Here is a 15,102-nt window from a genome sequence, read left to right on the forward strand (position 1 = left end):
TACCGCCACGCCGTCCGTCCTCTTCCGCAACCTCCTTTGCTGGCTCCGAGCCAAGAGTCATCAAGCAAAGGAGCCGAAATGAATGCCAACCCGAAATTCCTGTCCGCGACGGCCACCGTCGATGAGGCAGCCGTCCAGCCTCTGCCGAATTCCCGCAAGATCTATGTGACCGGCTCGCGCCCGGACATCCGCGTGCCCATGCGCGAGATCAGCCAGGCCGACACGCCGGCCATGTTCGGTTCCGAAAAGAATCCGCCGATCTATGTCTACGACACTTCCGGCCCCTATACCGACCCGGATGTGAAGATCGACATCCGCGCTGGTCTCTCCACCCCGCGCCTGCCCTGGATTCTGGAACGCAACGACACCGAGGAACTGCCCGGCCCGACTTCCGAATACGGCCAGCAGCGCCTGAACGACCCGGCCCTGGCCGAGCTGCGCTTCAACCTGCACCGCAAGCCGCGCCGCGCCAAGGCCGGAGCCAATGTGACCCAGATGCACTATGCGCGCCGCGGCATCATCACGCCGGAAATGGAATTCATCGCAATCCGCGAAAACCTGCGCCGCAAGGAGTACCTGGAGCAACTGAAGGCCTCCGGCCCCATGGGCAACAAGCTGGCCGACCTGATGGGCCGCCAGCATCCCGGCCAGTCCTTCGGTGCGTCCATTCCCGCCGAGATCACTCCGGAATTCGTGCGTGACGAAGTCGCACGCGGCCGCGCCATCATTCCCGCCAACATCAACCACCCGGAAGTGGAACCGATGATCATCGGCCGCAATTTCCTGGTCAAGATCAATGCCAACATCGGCAACTCGGCCGTGACCTCCTCCATCGGCGAGGAAGTGGAGAAGATGACCTGGGCCATCCGCTGGGGCGGCGACAACGTCATGGACCTCTCCACCGGCAAGAACATCCACGAGACCCGTGAATGGATCATCCGCAATTCGCCGGTGCCCATTGGCACCGTGCCGATCTACCAGGCGCTGGAAAAGGTCAACGGCCGTGCCGAAGACCTGACCTGGGAAATCTTCCGCGACACCTTGATCGAGCAAGCCGAGCAGGGCGTGGATTACTTCACCATCCACGCCGGCGTACGTCTGCAATACGTCCCGCTGACGGCCAAGCGCATGACCGGCATCGTCTCGCGGGGCGGTTCCATCATGGCCAAGTGGTGCCTGGCGCATCACCGCGAATCCTTCCTCTACGAACACTTCGAAGAGATCTGCGAGATCATGAAAGCCTATGACGTCAGCTTCAGCCTGGGCGACGGCCTGCGTCCCGGCTCGATCTACGACGCCAACGACGAAGCCCAACTGGGCGAGCTGCGCACCCTGGGCGAACTGACCCAGATCGCCTGGAAGCACGACGTGCAAGTGATGATCGAAGGCCCCGGCCACGTGCCCATGCATCTCATCAAGGAGAACATGGACCTGCAGCTGGAGCAGTGCCATGAAGCGCCGTTCTACACCCTCGGCCCCTTGACCACCGACATCGCGCCCGGCTACGACCACATCACCTCCGGCATTGGTGCCGCGCAGATCGGCTGGTATGGCACGGCCATGCTGTGCTATGTCACCCCCAAGGAACACCTGGGCCTGCCCAACAAGACCGATGTGAAGGACGGCATCATCACCTACAAGATCGCCGCCCACGCCGCCGACCTGGCCAAGGGCCATCCGGGCGCGCAGATCCGCGACAACGCGCTGTCCAAGGCGCGCTTCGAATTCCGCTGGGAAGACCAGTTCAACATCGGCCTGGACCCGGACAAGGCGCGCGAATTCCACGACGAAACCCTGCCCAAGGATTCGGCCAAGGTGGCGCACTTCTGCTCCATGTGCGGCCCGCACTTCTGCTCCATGAAGATCACCCAGGAAGTGCGCGATTACGCCGCCAAGGAAGGCATCTCCGAGATCGACGCCTTGAAGCAAGGCATGCAGGTGAAATCGGTCGAGTTCGTCAAGATGGGCGCCGAGATCTATTCGAAGCAGTAAGCGCCATGCAGATCGAACTGAACGGCAAGCCTCACCCGCTGCCTGACGGCGCCACGCTGGACCAGCTCATTGCCGGCCTGTCACTGGCCGGCAAGGCGGTGGCCGTGGCGGTGAACCGCCAGGTGGTGCCCAGCGCGCAATGGCCTGCGCGCGCGCTGGCCGAGGCCGACAAGGTAGACGTAGTGCGCGCCATCGGGGGCGGATGAACGATTGTTCCGCTGCGGCACGTGCATGTCGCCAGCGGCCGCCTCCCGTGGCATGCAGCTCTCACAGACAAGGAAACGACATGAACATGAACGACGCCCCCCTCCTGAGCGAGGACAAGGGCCTGACCATCGCCGGCAAGACCTATCGCTCGCGCCTGCTGGTGGGCAGCGGCAAATACAAGGACCTCGACGAAACCCGCGCGGCGACGGTCGCCAGCGGTGCCGAGATCATCACGGTGGCAATCCGCCGCGTCAACATCGGCCAGGACCCGAATGCGCCCAGCCTGCTGGATGCGGTGCCGCCCTCCGAATTCACCATCCTGCCCAATACGGCGGGGTGCTACAACGCCGCCGATGCGGTCTACACGCTGCAACTGGCGCGTGAACTGCTGGGTGGCCACAAGCTGGTCAAGCTGGAAGTGCTGGGCGACGAGAAGACGCTGTTTCCCAACATGCCCGAAACGCTCAAAGCTGCCGAGACCCTGGTCAAGGATGGTTTCGACGTGATGGTCTATTGCAGCGACGATCCGATCCAGGCGCGCATGCTGGAAGACCTGGGCGTAGCCGCCGTCATGCCGCTGGCCTCGCTGATCGGCTCGGGCATGGGCATTCTGAATCCCTGGAATCTCTCGCTCATCATCGAACAGGCGCGCGTGCCGGTGCTGGTCGATGCCGGCGTGGGCACGGCTTCTGATGCGGCCATTGCGATGGAACTGGGCTGTGATGGCGTGCTCATGAATACGGCCATTGCCGGTGCACGCGATCCGATTCGCATGGCGCGCGCCATGAAGCTGGCGGTGGAAGCGGGCCGAGAAGCCTTCCTTTCGGGCCGCGTCCCGCGCAAGTTTGCGGCCTCACCGTCCTCGCCGATGGCCGGCCGCGTGGCGTGAGCATGCAGGCAGCTTATCGCACCACGCCACCCTGCGTGCTGGTCTTCTCCGGCTCCGACCCCAGCGGCGGGGCCGGCATGCAGGCTGATATCCCGGCCATCACGGCACTGGGTGCGCATCCCTTGTCGGTGCCGACCGCATTGACGGTACAGGACAACGTCAGCGTCTTTGCCGTGCATGCGCTCGATCCTGACCTGGTGCGCTACCAGGCGCAGGTGCTGATCAATCGATTCGACATCGCTGCCGTCAAGCTGGGCATCGCAGGCAGCCATGAGAATGCCGAAGTGATCGCCGGCCTGATCCGGCAATTGCGCGCGCGCAAGCCGCACTTGCCGGTGGTGCTCGATCCTGTGCTGGCCAACGGCAAGGGTGACCAGCTCTCGCGCGATGATGCCGCGCGCGTGATCGAACCCTTGTACGAACTGGCCACCGTCATCACGCCCAACCTCAACGAGGCGCGCCGCCTCTGCGGCGATGTGGAACCGGCGCGGCAGGCGGCGCTGCTGATGCAACGCGGCTGCGCGCATGTGCTGCTCAAGGGCGGCCATGGTCCGCAGGAGCAGGACGTGATCAATCGCTGGTACGGACAAATGTTCCGTTCCGAGTTTGCCGAGGAGGCCATCGAGAGCGCACGCTGGCGCTGGACCCGCCTGCCCGATGAATTCCACGGCAGCGGCTGCACGCTGGCGGCCGCGTTGTCGGCCTGCCTGGCGCGCGGGCTGCCCATGCGCGAGGCCATCGACCTGGCGCAGCAGTACACGCAGCACGCGCTGTCGACGTCCTATGCGATTGCCGAGGGGCAGCGCATTCCCAATCGCGTGCCTGCCTTTGAACCTGTTATTGACGCCGCCGTTGCGGCAGGAGCCTGACATGAAACCCGAGTACGCAAGGCATCTGCGTGGCCTCTACATCGTCACGCCGGATTGGGATGACACCGCCCAATTGCTGGCCGCTACCGAGCTGGCCTTGCAGAACGGTGCTGCGCTGGTGCAGTACCGCCACAAGACCGCCGGCGTGGAGCAACGCCGCGCACAGGCTTCGGCATTGCTGGCGCTGTGCCGGCAATATGATGTGCCGCTCATCATCAACGACCACGTGGACCTGTGCCTGGAGATCGATGCCGATGGCATTCACGTCGGCGGCACCGATGCCTCCATTGCCGAGGTGCGCAAGGCCGTGGGGCCCGACCGCATCGTCGGGGCCTCCTGCTACGGCACGCTGGAGCTGGCGCATGCGGCGTATCGCGATGGGGCCAGTTACGTGGCCTTCGGCGGCTTCTATCCGTCGCGCGTGAAAAAATATGATTTCCGGACCGCCCCGGAAATCATTGCGCAATCCAAGCGCGAGATCCCCTTGCCGGTGGTCGTGATCGGTGGCATCACGCTGGAGAACGCGCCGCCGCTGGTGGCACAGGGGGCTGATATGGTGGCGGTCATCAGTAGCGTCTATCTGGTGCCGGTAGAGGAACGCAAGACGCGGCAGTTGGCGGATTTGTATCGCTGAGGCGCATCTTCATACTTTCTGACAGTTCGGACTGAGTAGACCCGCAGGGTCGTATCGAAGACGCACCGAAGACACTCCAGTGCAGCTGCGCCTTCGATACGCCGCAACTAGGTCGGCCAGTGTCAAGAAAGGAAGAAATCTTTGGTCGTGCCTTTCCTCTTCAATGCTTTTGGGTAAACGGTTTGAGTTTTGGTATCCACTTGTCCCAAGCGCCGCGCGGGAACATGGTCAGCGCCTTCTGGGAAACGTTTTGGTCGTGAAATCCGGTGAGGGTTATTCCAAGATTGAAAAACACGATGAAACCAAGGCAGGTGAGTGGATTTCCGTCTTCCGCGACCAGCTTCGCAAGAATGACGCTTTCGTCATCAAGAAACAGATTATTGTCCTTGAATCGGATGTTTTTCATTTGCCGCCCGAAGCCGATATGAGATAAGGCTTCTGCAGAACCCGGCGAATAGCCTAGATTCATGAAGCTGCGCAATTCCACTTTCTGCTTCAGATGATTGAAGGTGACGCTGTCTGCGGCACCATAAATTTTCTCAATTTCTTGAGGCGTCATACCGAAGCATATTCTTCCTGCTCCAATATGCGGGACGAGTTCGAACGATTCTTTTTCATTCAATTTTCGCTACCTTAAAACGTTTTCTTTTCGCGGTATTTGAAGTATTCAGGGACTTGCTACTTATCGAGAAGATCAACGTTGATCCGCTTTCATGCTCTCAAGATTTTCGTCCCAATGACGGCGAGAAAAAGCAGAGAATGCTAAATCGTCGTCAGCTCCGACATCTGGAATATTTTTTATATTCGCGAATTCCATAGTCTTTTTCACTTGGGTGAGCCATTTATTTTGTAAAGGTCTCGGAAGATAAGGCTTCATTTTTCTTTTGGTGGCCAGTCATTCCATCTTCCTTTTGCGAAAGCCGTTACCGACTTGGCACCGTCATCGTCGTGAAAAAATCCATTCACTGCTAATCCCAGTTTGAGAAAAATACTCACGCCAACTATTGTTAGCGGTGCGTTGTCCCAATCGTGCAGAAGCTTGAATGCCTGCGTGCCCGGAACCTCGAACAAGTTAAGTCCATTCAATTGGACGTTTTGGAGATTGGGGTACAAGCTGATTTCTAACAATGTTTCATCCATTTCCGAATAGGTTAGTTGCAGACCGTTGTTGCTCCAATATTCTGTCAACTCATCGGAGCCCACGCTTTTATCGATAGATAGAGGATTGCCTATAAGTTGATGAACCTCGTCGCGAGTCATTCCAAACCTGAGCGGTCCGACGCCGACGTATGACATGATGATGTGTTCTCTCATACTAGAGTCCAAGGCAGTAAGCACTGCCCTTCGAGAAATATCAAAATCAGGTGCATATTGGATTCGCTTTTGCCGGCTTGTCGGTCCCTGGCCGATGGAGGCGATGAATAAGAAAGCGCGAGATAAGAGGATGCAAGTTCCTTTGCGTATGCTTATTCATCCCATCTTCCTTTTACAAAAGCGGCGACTGCCTTGTCACTGTCATCGTCGTCCAAAAAACCATGCACAGCCAATCCGAGTTTAAGAAAAGACACTTGTTCCAGTTCTATCTAGTGGTGCATCGTCCCAATCATGGAGGGCCTTGAACACATCCGCTCCCGGCACCTCGAACAATCGGAGTCCATTGAACTGGACGTTGGCGAGATTGGGACACAAGCCAATCTCCAATAGCCCATCCCCCGTTTCCGAAAAAGTTAGCTGCAAGCCGTTGTCGCTCCAACATTCCCTCGATTCTTCGAAGAAGCGGCTTTTTTTTGAAGATTGCGGCTTGCCTAGTAGTTGATGAACCTCGTCCCGAGTCATTCCAAATTTGAGCGGCCCGACGCCTACGTACGATGTGATGGTGTGTTCTCGCATACTTGATCTGTCACGGCGGTACGTTTCAAGAGTCGAGCAACTGTTCGATATCGATCCCGGAGAGTGGTAATTCCGGCTCCGCGAACTGGCGGAGAATCGTCAGGTGCACATTGGCATTCACCTTGACTACATTTTCGAGGAGAATTTTTCCTCCTAATACGATAGCGGGCTCGAAACCATATATTTCATGCGGTGCAAGCCGGCCTAGCTTGGATCTGGCGCGTTCAAAGAGCGGCTGTCCGTTCTCGTCTTCCATGTCAAACTTGGCTGGCTTGCTGAATGCGAAGAACGAACGGACGGAAGAATCCTGGCGTTCCTTAGTTTTTGTTTTCAATTCGTTTTGTAAAGCGGTGACCATATTGAGCGCGCAATGAATCGTGGCGCTGCACCCGGTCTTCTCGCCGCATACATAGAGAGTGCCAAATGCCGATCTTGCAATTACATGGAACGCGTCAATTGCATCCAGGCCTGTGTCGGCTAGCCACTCATCAACTAGGTCTTCATGGTCATCAGGGTCAACTGTGCAAAAGAGGCCATTCGCATACTCGCACCATCCTTCTAGCTCCCAGTATTTCAATAACTTTTCTGGCAGCTTACCGCGCCATTTTTCAAGGCTTGCGGCGGGCACGGGGGATTGCTGGGTGGCTTCGCCAAATTTGCTAATAAAATATTCGAATCCTTCGTCTCTCATCTCATTCCCCTGCCACGGCAAGGCTCCAGTTTGACATTCATTTTCTGATTTCCTCGACCGTTATCGATGGCATGCTTGGCTTCGCGATCCATCTCCTGCACCCTGGTCAGCGGTTTCTGCCCCGAATTCTGGCTTCCGGGTGGCGTGTAAGCCTGGTTCCAGCTTGCTCCAATTGACTTATTCACGTCGGCGCGGCCGATACTCGTCGTTTTATGTTGCATCCAACCTCCTGCGACCATGTCTGGCTCATGCAGTGCAGCTAATTTTCCCATCAGTTCTTTTGCACGAATTTCGGCCTGTTTTTCTACCTTTGCATCACTCACGCCTTGGTTATGCAGGCTGTCGGCAATACTATTCGAGATTTGATCAAGGACTTGTTTCCGATGCCTGTCCTGCGCGGCGTTGGCCGCCGGATTGCGATTCATTCTCTTAAACGCATCTCTCGCCATCGCATATTCGCTTGCGGTCAGACTATTGATGGCCTCCTCTTGACGTCTAAGTTGCTCCGCCATTTCTTTCAGAAATGCCTTCTGTTCCTCCTTGCTCATCCGCATGAATTGTTTCTTGTCATAGGGATGGAAGCAAGGCACTTTGAATGGCCGGGCCTTGACGGTGACATCCTTCTTTGGGTCCTTGGGCTTTTGGGGCCCAGGTGCAGCTTCTCTGGCGACTTTAGCTTCGCGAGCAGCTCTGGCGGCTTCTTCTGCTTCCTTTGCCGACTTGGCTGCTTTGGCGAGTTCTTCTGCCTCATGCGTACCTTTGCCAACCCGGGATGCCATTCCTGCACCCTTTGCCATGCCGACCGCACGCTTGGCGACCTTGCCAACTGTGGTCACTACCTTGCCACCCGGGATCATGCTCGCAGCAGCAATCCCCGCTTCAACGTAGTCGCCCTCGGCGGTATAGATCGCCGCGTCGATCGCACCCGTGATGACCGACAAGCCAGGAACGAAACTGGCCACGCCCAGCACACCGTGCACCCAAGGACTGGACTTCTGCCAAAACGTTTTCTCGGCCGCAGTCTCTGCCTTGATGGCTGCATTGGCTCCGCCACCGTGCGGCTCGATGTGCGTGAACGACCTGTCAGCCTGTTCGAGGATGACGCCTTTGGTCGTCATGACACCGCATCCCGCGTCATGTCGACCGGGGCGCAGGGCAAGTCGTTTAGTCCAAGCCAGGTGTGATCGGCCAAGCGCCCAAGAACAGGCGCGAAGTCGCGTGGCAACCGCGCGCAGGCGTCAAGCCGGTTGACTAGCCGTTCATGTTGGGAGACGAGGTGAAACGGGGAAACCCGCCGCAGAATGCGGACGGAGAGAGTGTCCGGAAGCAGCTGTTCCAGACCCGGGGGCGCTTTGGGCATGCGAAGATCCTGTGCTCATCAAGTATCCCTCCCTGATGCAACACTGGCCCGCATTGTAGTGTTTCCACATGGAAACTGGCAACTGCCCAATGACGACTTCGGCAATGAAGCGCTGAAGACCCGACTGACTGACACCGGGCCTGCCGACGCTATCGCTCGATAAAAAAACAGCCCCGGCCGTGTGAACGACCGGGGCTGCAGGTTACAGCGTGCGAGCGCCTTGCGTGCCTCGCAAAAGGAGCCAGCTCTCCTATCAGCCTTCCAGCAAGCTGCGCAGCATCCACGCATTCTTTTCATGCAGCTGCATGCGCTGGGTCAGCAGGTCGGCGGTCGGTTCGTCAGCGGCGGCATCGACGGTCGGGAAGATCGAACGTGCGGTGCGGGTCACGGCTTCCTGGCCGGCCACCAGCTGGGCGATCATCTCTTGTGCATTGGGCACGCCTTCAGCCTCAGGGATCGAAGACAGCTTGGCGAATTCCTTGTACGAACCCGGTGCCGGATAACCCAGCGCGCGGATGCGTTCAGCGATCAGGTCCACTGCCAGCGCCAGTTCGTTGTACTGGCCTTCGAACATCAGGTGCAGGGTGTTGAACATCGGACCGGTCACGTTCCAGTGGAAGTTGTGGGTCTTCAGGTACAGCGTGTAGGTGTCTGCCAGCAGCTTGGACAGGCCGTCTGCAATCTTCTTGCGGTCCTTGTCGTTGATGCCGATGTTGATCGAGGGGGCTGCCACATTCTTCTTTGCCATTATTCGCTCCTTAGCTGTTCGGTTTTTCGTAAGCGGGTTCATACACTGCGCAACACCGCGATTCTATTGCAAATCGCAAACGGACAAACTGCGACCACGCAAGTATTGATGAAAGGATGGGGCCGACGTTCCCCATTTCAATCGATTTTGGAGATAAATGCACGGCTATAAATCAATCGGGCCGATAAATCAAAATCTATCGGCCCGACTTCTCATCGACTGCAACGGCAATCCGATCAGGATTTTGCGCCCTGCTGCGCACTGCGATACAAGGACAGCGACAAGGCCACGCCACCGATGGCCGCAATGGCGGCGAAGAGGAACACCTGGGGATATCCCAGCTGTCCCGCGATGGCCCCGGCCAGCGGGCCGGTGATGCCCAGCGCCAGGTCGAGGAACACCGAATACGCCGCCAATGCCGCGCCACGATTGGCCGGCGACACCAGGTTGACGGCTTCCACCCCCAGCGAAGGGAACACCAGCGCAAAGCCGAACCCGGCCAGCGCCGCGCCCAGCAATGCCAGCGCGGGCGTGGTCGCGCTCCACAGCAGCAGCAGGCCGACCGATTCAGTCAGGAAGCACACCACCGCCACGCGATAGCCACCGAAGCGCGTGATGACATTGGCGAACAGCAGGCGCGCACCGACGAAGGCAGACGAGAACGCAGTCAGCGCGAAGGCCGCGCCGCTCCAGTGCTGATCGGCGTAATAGAGGGTGATGAAGGTAGCGATCGACCCGAAGCCGATGGTGCCAAAGGCCAGCCCCATGCCATAGGCAAACACCTTGCGCAGCACCAGCTTGAAGGACAGCTGTTCGCCTTGGACCACGGGCGTTGCCGGACCACCGCGCGCCAGCACGTAGCCCAGCACGGTCAGCAGCATGCCTGTCAGGCCGATCACGGCAAAGTCCAGCGAGCGGTCCAGCACCACGCCCAGCGGCGCGCCGATGGCCAGCGCCGCATAGGTGGCGATGCCGTTCCAGGAGATCATCTTGGCCGTGTTCTCGGCACCCACGCGGCCCACGCCCCACATGATGGCGCCGGTACCGACCAGGCTTTCGCCGAGACCCAGGAAGGCGCGGCTGGCAAACAGCAGCACCAGCGACAGGAAGGGCAGCGGCTGCGCCAGCGCCGAGAGCAGCAACAAGCCGCCGCTGGCCGAACACAGCAACATGCCGCGCATGACGGTGTGCTTGGCGCCCATGGTATCGATCATGCGGCCGGCATTGGCGCGGCTCACGAAGGTCGCGAAATACTGCACGCTGATACCCAGGCCCGCGATCACCGAGCTGTAGCCCAGATCGAGGTGGATGTAACCCGGCAGCACCGCCATCGGGATACCGATGGCCAGATAAACCAGGAAGGTGAAGAAGGCGGTGGCAATGATCTGCCGCGTGACCTTGGCCGGCGTCAGCGGACGCGGCGGGGCGGCGGGCACGGGCGTGCCGGTGGTACTGGGACTACAGGAATCGTCGGACATGGCGGGGAAGTCGGAATGTGAATCCGGATGGGCAAACCGGAATGAGCAGGCCGCGCGCGCCGGTGTGCGCGTGAACAGCCAGACCGAATTTTACTCCCGCCCTAAAAATGCTGCAGGACAGCAAAAGATTTTTGCCTGTCAATTCAGCAACTTAGTCGTTTTTGTGCGACGTCATGTCGCTTAAAGGCTGCAATTCAGCGCTGGCAACGCAGTGCTTCGGTGGCGCGTTCGCGCACGGCGGGGGCGTAGTCGGCGCCCAGGATCTCGGGATCGAGCTCGGCCAGGTCGCGCTGCACGGCCGGTTCGCACCAGTGGCCGTTGAGGCGGGCCAGGGCTGCCAGCAGGGCGGGGGTGAGGCGGTCCAGTACCGGGCGCACTTGCAGCGCCAGGTCCGGCGGATTGGCGAAGGGCGCTCGCTGCTCCACGCGCCACTGGCGATGCAGGTCGCGCTGCACGATCTTGCCGGCCTCGAACTGGTCCTGGAAGAAGCGCCGCGTCCATGCCGCATCCAGTCCCAGCTTCTGTGCGCGGGCAGCCACGTCGTCGAGGATCACCGCCTCGCGTGCGGGATCATCGATGGGCGCATGCGAATTCCATTTGCTGCGCGCCACCGGAGCGGCCACGTCGAGCCGGGTCTTCTGCAGGCTCAGCAATTGTCCGACATCGCTGCGCGCGGCCGGGGGCGGCGTGGTGGCGCAGGCGGCGAGCAGCAGGGTGGCGATCAGGGGCAGGGCGGCGAAGCAGCGGGAAGACAGGCGGCGCATGGTCGGAAGAGTCGATTGCTGAGGTGAGTGCCGGGTGCGGCTGTGGATAAATCAACTGTGCGGCAGTATAGCGCCGCGCCTGCCCGCCCGGTCAGGGCACGCGCCCTTTATAATCGCGGGATGCAAAATCTTCTCCACAACCTCAATGAAGAGCAGCTCGCCGCCGTGACGCTGCCCGCGCAATCGGCGCTGATCCTGGCCGGTGCCGGTTCCGGCAAGACCCGTGTGCTGACCACCCGCATCGCCTGGCTGATCCAGACCGGGCAGGTCTCGCCCTCGGGCATCCTGGCGGTGACCTTCACCAACAAGGCCGCCAAGGAAATGACCGCGCGCCTGTCGGGCATGCTGCCCATCAATACGCGCGGCATGTGGATCGGGACCTTCCACGGCCTGTGCAATCGCCTGCTGCGTGCGCATCACAAAGATGCCGGACTGCCGCAGACCTTCCAGATCCTGGATACGCAGGACCAGCTCTCGGCCATCAAGCGTTTGCTGAAGCAGATGAACGTGGATGACGAGAAGTATCCGCCGCGCAACCTGATGTACTTCATCAACAGCGCCAAGGACCAGGGCCTGCGCGCCAAGGATGTGGATGCCTACGACGACTACAACCGCAAGTTCGTCGAGCTCTACGAGCTCTACGACCAGCAATGCCAGCGCGAAGGCGTGGTCGATTTCGCCGAGCTGCTGTTGCGCACCTACGAATTGCTCTCGCGCAACCAGCCGCTGCGCGAGCACTACCAGGGCCGCTTCCGCCACATCCTGGTCGACGAGTTCCAGGACACCAACGACCTGCAATACAAATGGTTGAAGCTCATGGCCGGCCAGCACGGCGCGGTCTTCGCGGTGGGCGATGATGACCAGAGCATCTATGCCTTCCGTGGTGCCAACGTGGGCAACATGTCGGCCTTCGAGCAGGAATTCCATGTGGAGAACCTGATCAAGCTGGAGCAGAACTACCGCTCGCACGGCCACATCCTGGACACCGCCAACGAACTGATCGCCAACAACAGCAAGCGCCTGGGCAAGAACCTGCGCACCGATGCCGGCCACGGCGAGCAGGTGCGCGTCTATGAAGCCACCAGCGATTTGCAGGAGGCGCAGTGGATCATCGAACAGGTCAAGGACCTGATCGCCGAGGGCTGGGCGCGCAGCGAGATCGCCATCCTCTATCGTTCCAACGCGCAGTCGCGGGTGCTGGAACACGCGCTCTTCAGCTCGGCCATTCCCTATCGCGTCTATGGCGGCCAACGCTTCTTCGAGCGCGCCGAAATCAAGCACGCCATTGCCTATCTGCAGTTGATGGACAACCTGCACAATGACTCGGCCTTCCTGCGCGTGGTCAACTTCCCCACGCGCGGCATCGGTGCCAAGGCCATGGAGTCCCTGCAGGATGCGGCGCGCCAGTATGGCTGCTCGCTCTATGCCGCCGTGCCTTATGTGGCGGGCAAGGCGGGCTCATCGCTGAACGCTTTCATCAAGCTGATCGAAGGCGCGCGTTTCGAAACCCAGCATCTGCCGCTGCCTGAAATGGTCAAGGTGGTGCTGGACCTGTCCGGCTTGATGACCCACTATCGCAACGAAAAGGAAGGCGCCGACCGCATCGAGAACCTGGAGCAATTAGTGAGTGCCGCTACGCTATTTGTCTCCGAAGAAGGCTATGGCCTGGATGCCCCGGCCTTCCTCGGCCCGCAGGCGCAGGCCTCGGCCGGCACGGCCATCACCACCGCCGATGGCGTGGAGGTGCTCGATGCCGATGCGCCGCTGGTGACCATCATGTCGCCGCTGTCGGCCTTCCTCTCGCATGCCTCGCTGGAAGCCGGCGACAACCAGGCGCAGGCCGGCCAGGATGCCTTGCAGTTGATGACGGTGCACTCGGCCAAGGGGCTGGAGTTCGACGCGGTCTTCATCACCGGCATGGAAGAGGGCTTGTTCCCGCACGAGAACAGTGCCAAGGAAGAGGGCGGCGTGGAAGAGGAGCGCCGCCTGATGTACGTGGCCATCACGCGGGCGCGCAAGCGCCTCTTCATGACCTTCTCGCAGACCCGCATGTTGCACGGCCAGACGCGCTACAACATGCGTTCACGCTTCTTCGATGAGATGCCGGAGCAGTCGATCAAGTGGCTCTCGCCCAAGATCGCCCAGCATCACTGGTTCGCCAATCCCAAGTCGGCCTGGGATGAAGTGCCGGAAGCGGGCAACAACCGCATTGCGCAGAACTTCTCGCGCCAGACCGATTCCGGCTGGCGCATCGGACAGAACGTGTCCCATGCCAAGTTCGGCGAGGGCGTCATCGTCAACATCGAAGGCGGCGGCGGTGCGGCGCGGGCGCAGATCAACTTTGGCAAGTTCGGGATGAAATTGCTGGATCTGTCGGTGGCGAAGCTGGAGAAGATCTGATCAGGATGCGAGGCAGACGTGGCCGTGATGCGGCCTCAATCGTCTTCCCAGCCGTGGCTGCGCTGGCGCCGTGCGTGTGCCAGCCAGCCCTTGACCTGATCGATGTCGCCGAATGCCCCCAGGGCCACGCGCAGGTCCTGGCCCTCCTGGCGTAGCGCCGTGATGCCCCGGTTCAGGTAGCGCATCACCTTCTCCGGCGTCAGCCGTGCGCTCGATGGCAGGCCATAGCTGTGACGGAACTGCCGTTGCAGGTGTGTGATTTCCTGGTCCAGCTCGGCCACTTGTTCCTGCAGGATCTGGTTGTAGTGCGCCAGCCGGGCCTCGCTGACTTCGTTGAGCGTCTGCCGGGTGATGTGTTCCAGTTCCAGCTGCAATTCCAGCAGCGTCAGCAAATCATTCTTTTTATACGCCTGGTTGACCCGTTGCATCAGCGTCGTCTTGCGAGCGCGTTCGCTCTCGTCGGGTTCGCGATCCGGATGCAGGGCGCTGGCCAGCCGGCGATAAACGGCGCGAATCGACTGGCTCAATTCGATGCGCTGTTCCTGCTGCCGGGCTTCAGCGGCGCGCTGCTTGGGCGGCTTCTTGCGGCTGGCACGCTGGGCCTCGCGCGCTTGCGCGGCTTGCATGCGTTCACGCTCCTGGCGTTCCAGCATCGCTTCCATGCGTTGCATGATTTCTTCGGGCGTGCCGGTGGTGAAGTCGTCTTCGGCGATGACGGGTTCTGCTTGTGCAGCCTTGTCTTCGCGCACCTCCGCCAAGGAGGCTGGTGCTTCCGTCTCCTCTTCCTCCGCATGCTGCTGGTAGATCAGCGCCAGCTCCGCATCATCGGCCCGCTGCAACAGCGCCTGTGCCATGTCCGCGATCAGCGCCGACAGCGCGATGCGCTCGCCCTTGCCGAGTGCCTTGTCGGGCCAGGCGGAGTGCAGGCGATAGACCACCTGGCGTTTCAGGCCCAGGACTTCCTGTTCCAGCGGTACGTATTGCGCCGCGAACTTCTTGTGGAATTCATCACTGGCCGCTTCCCACTCCTTGAGCTGCGCGCGGCGCGTACCGATGGCGTCGATGAGCGCATTGAACTGTTCCTGAGCCGGAGAGAGGCGCATGGCGGATTGGCCATCGACGATGGCAACAGTTTGCGGGGTGGGCTTGTTCATGGAGACAAAGAAGAGCAGTGGTGCCG

General features: G+C 60.2%; 15 protein-coding genes. 6 read left to right on the forward strand and 9 right to left on the reverse strand.

What is annotated here, in order from left to right; all coding sequences use genetic code 11:
* The first annotated feature begins 78 nt into the window (after positions 1-78).
* The 5 genes from thiC to thiE all read left to right on the forward strand — a co-directional run bounded on the left by thiC (position 79) and on the right by thiE (position 4,591).
* Positions 79-1,992 carry a phosphomethylpyrimidine synthase ThiC gene (gene thiC / locus ACLRDN_RS02160; protein ID WP_413458774.1) on the forward strand — a complete coding sequence of 638 codons (1,914 nt, stop codon included), beginning with the start codon at positions 79-81 and terminating at the stop codon, positions 1,990-1,992.
* Between the two features lie 5 nt (positions 1,993-1,997).
* The gene (gene thiS, locus ACLRDN_RS02165; protein ID WP_121042669.1) at positions 1,998-2,198 is read left to right on the forward strand and encodes a sulfur carrier protein ThiS; all 201 of its coding nucleotides are present in this window, start codon (positions 1,998-2,000) and stop codon (positions 2,196-2,198) included.
* 80 nt (positions 2,199-2,278) lie between these two features.
* Positions 2,279-3,088 (forward strand): thiazole synthase, encoded by an 810-nt coding sequence (locus tag ACLRDN_RS02170; RefSeq protein ID WP_413458775.1) that lies wholly within the window; start codon positions 2,279-2,281, stop codon positions 3,086-3,088.
* Between the two features lie 2 nt (positions 3,089-3,090).
* Positions 3,091-3,957 (forward strand): bifunctional hydroxymethylpyrimidine kinase/phosphomethylpyrimidine kinase, encoded by an 867-nt coding sequence (thiD, locus tag ACLRDN_RS02175; RefSeq protein ID WP_413458776.1) that lies wholly within the window; start codon positions 3,091-3,093, stop codon positions 3,955-3,957.
* Position 3,958: 1 nt separating this feature from the next.
* On the forward strand, positions 3,959-4,591 hold the full coding sequence (gene thiE, locus ACLRDN_RS02180; protein ID WP_413458777.1) for a thiamine phosphate synthase: 633 nt from the start codon (positions 3,959-3,961) through the stop codon (positions 4,589-4,591).
* Positions 4,592-4,751: 160 nt separating this feature from the next.
* On the opposite strand, the gene ACLRDN_RS02185 is transcribed toward thiE, so the two are convergent.
* The 8 genes from ACLRDN_RS02185 to aroQ all read right to left on the reverse strand — a co-directional run bounded on the left by ACLRDN_RS02185 (position 4,752) and on the right by aroQ (position 11,522).
* Complete coding sequence (locus ACLRDN_RS02185; RefSeq protein ID WP_413458778.1) at positions 4,752-5,213, reverse strand: hypothetical protein; 462 nt, start codon at positions 5,211-5,213, stop codon at positions 4,752-4,754.
* Positions 5,214-5,285: 72 nt separating this feature from the next.
* Positions 5,286-5,468: a hypothetical protein gene (locus ACLRDN_RS02190; protein WP_413458779.1), complete on the reverse strand. Its 183-nt coding sequence runs from the start codon at positions 5,466-5,468 to the stop codon at positions 5,286-5,288.
* On the reverse strand, positions 5,465-5,905 hold the full coding sequence (locus tag ACLRDN_RS02195; RefSeq protein WP_413458780.1) for a hypothetical protein: 441 nt from the start codon (positions 5,903-5,905) through the stop codon (positions 5,465-5,467). The genes ACLRDN_RS02190 and ACLRDN_RS02195 overlap by 4 nt, the downstream gene beginning before the upstream one ends.
* A gap of 601 nt (positions 5,906-6,506) precedes the next feature.
* Complete coding sequence (locus ACLRDN_RS02200; protein WP_413458781.1) at positions 6,507-7,172, reverse strand: GAD-like domain-containing protein; 666 nt, start codon at positions 7,170-7,172, stop codon at positions 6,507-6,509.
* Positions 7,169-8,290 (reverse strand): polymorphic toxin type 15 domain-containing protein, encoded by a 1,122-nt coding sequence (locus ACLRDN_RS02205; RefSeq protein WP_413458782.1) that lies wholly within the window; start codon positions 8,288-8,290, stop codon positions 7,169-7,171. The genes ACLRDN_RS02200 and ACLRDN_RS02205 overlap by 4 nt, the downstream gene beginning before the upstream one ends.
* 495 nt (positions 8,291-8,785) lie before the next feature.
* On the reverse strand, positions 8,786-9,280 hold the full coding sequence (locus tag ACLRDN_RS02210) for a Dps family protein (protein ID WP_008334773.1): 495 nt from the start codon (positions 9,278-9,280) through the stop codon (positions 8,786-8,788).
* 236 nt (positions 9,281-9,516) lie between these two features.
* Positions 9,517-10,758 (reverse strand): MFS transporter, encoded by a 1,242-nt coding sequence (locus ACLRDN_RS02215; protein ID WP_413458783.1) that lies wholly within the window; start codon positions 10,756-10,758, stop codon positions 9,517-9,519.
* A 194-nt stretch (positions 10,759-10,952) separates the two neighbouring features.
* On the reverse strand, positions 10,953-11,522 hold the full coding sequence (gene aroQ, locus ACLRDN_RS02220) for a gamma subclass chorismate mutase AroQ (RefSeq protein WP_413458784.1): 570 nt from the start codon (positions 11,520-11,522) through the stop codon (positions 10,953-10,955).
* 120 nt (positions 11,523-11,642) lie between these two features.
* Here aroQ and ACLRDN_RS02225 point away from each other — a divergent pair, with 120 nt between their 5' ends.
* The gene (locus ACLRDN_RS02225) at positions 11,643-13,922 is read left to right on the forward strand and encodes a UvrD-helicase domain-containing protein (RefSeq protein ID WP_121042681.1); all 2,280 of its coding nucleotides are present in this window, start codon (positions 11,643-11,645) and stop codon (positions 13,920-13,922) included.
* 35 nt (positions 13,923-13,957) lie between these two features.
* Here ACLRDN_RS02225 and ACLRDN_RS02230 read toward each other — a convergent pair whose 3' ends face one another.
* On the reverse strand, positions 13,958-15,076 hold the full coding sequence (locus ACLRDN_RS02230; protein ID WP_413458785.1) for a J domain-containing protein: 1,119 nt from the start codon (positions 15,074-15,076) through the stop codon (positions 13,958-13,960).
* Between the last annotated feature and the right edge of the window lie 26 nt (positions 15,077-15,102).

It is taken from the genome of Herbaspirillum huttiense (assembly GCF_047300815.1).
GTDB lineage: Bacteria > Pseudomonadota > Gammaproteobacteria > Burkholderiales > Burkholderiaceae_D > Herbaspirillum > Herbaspirillum huttiense_A.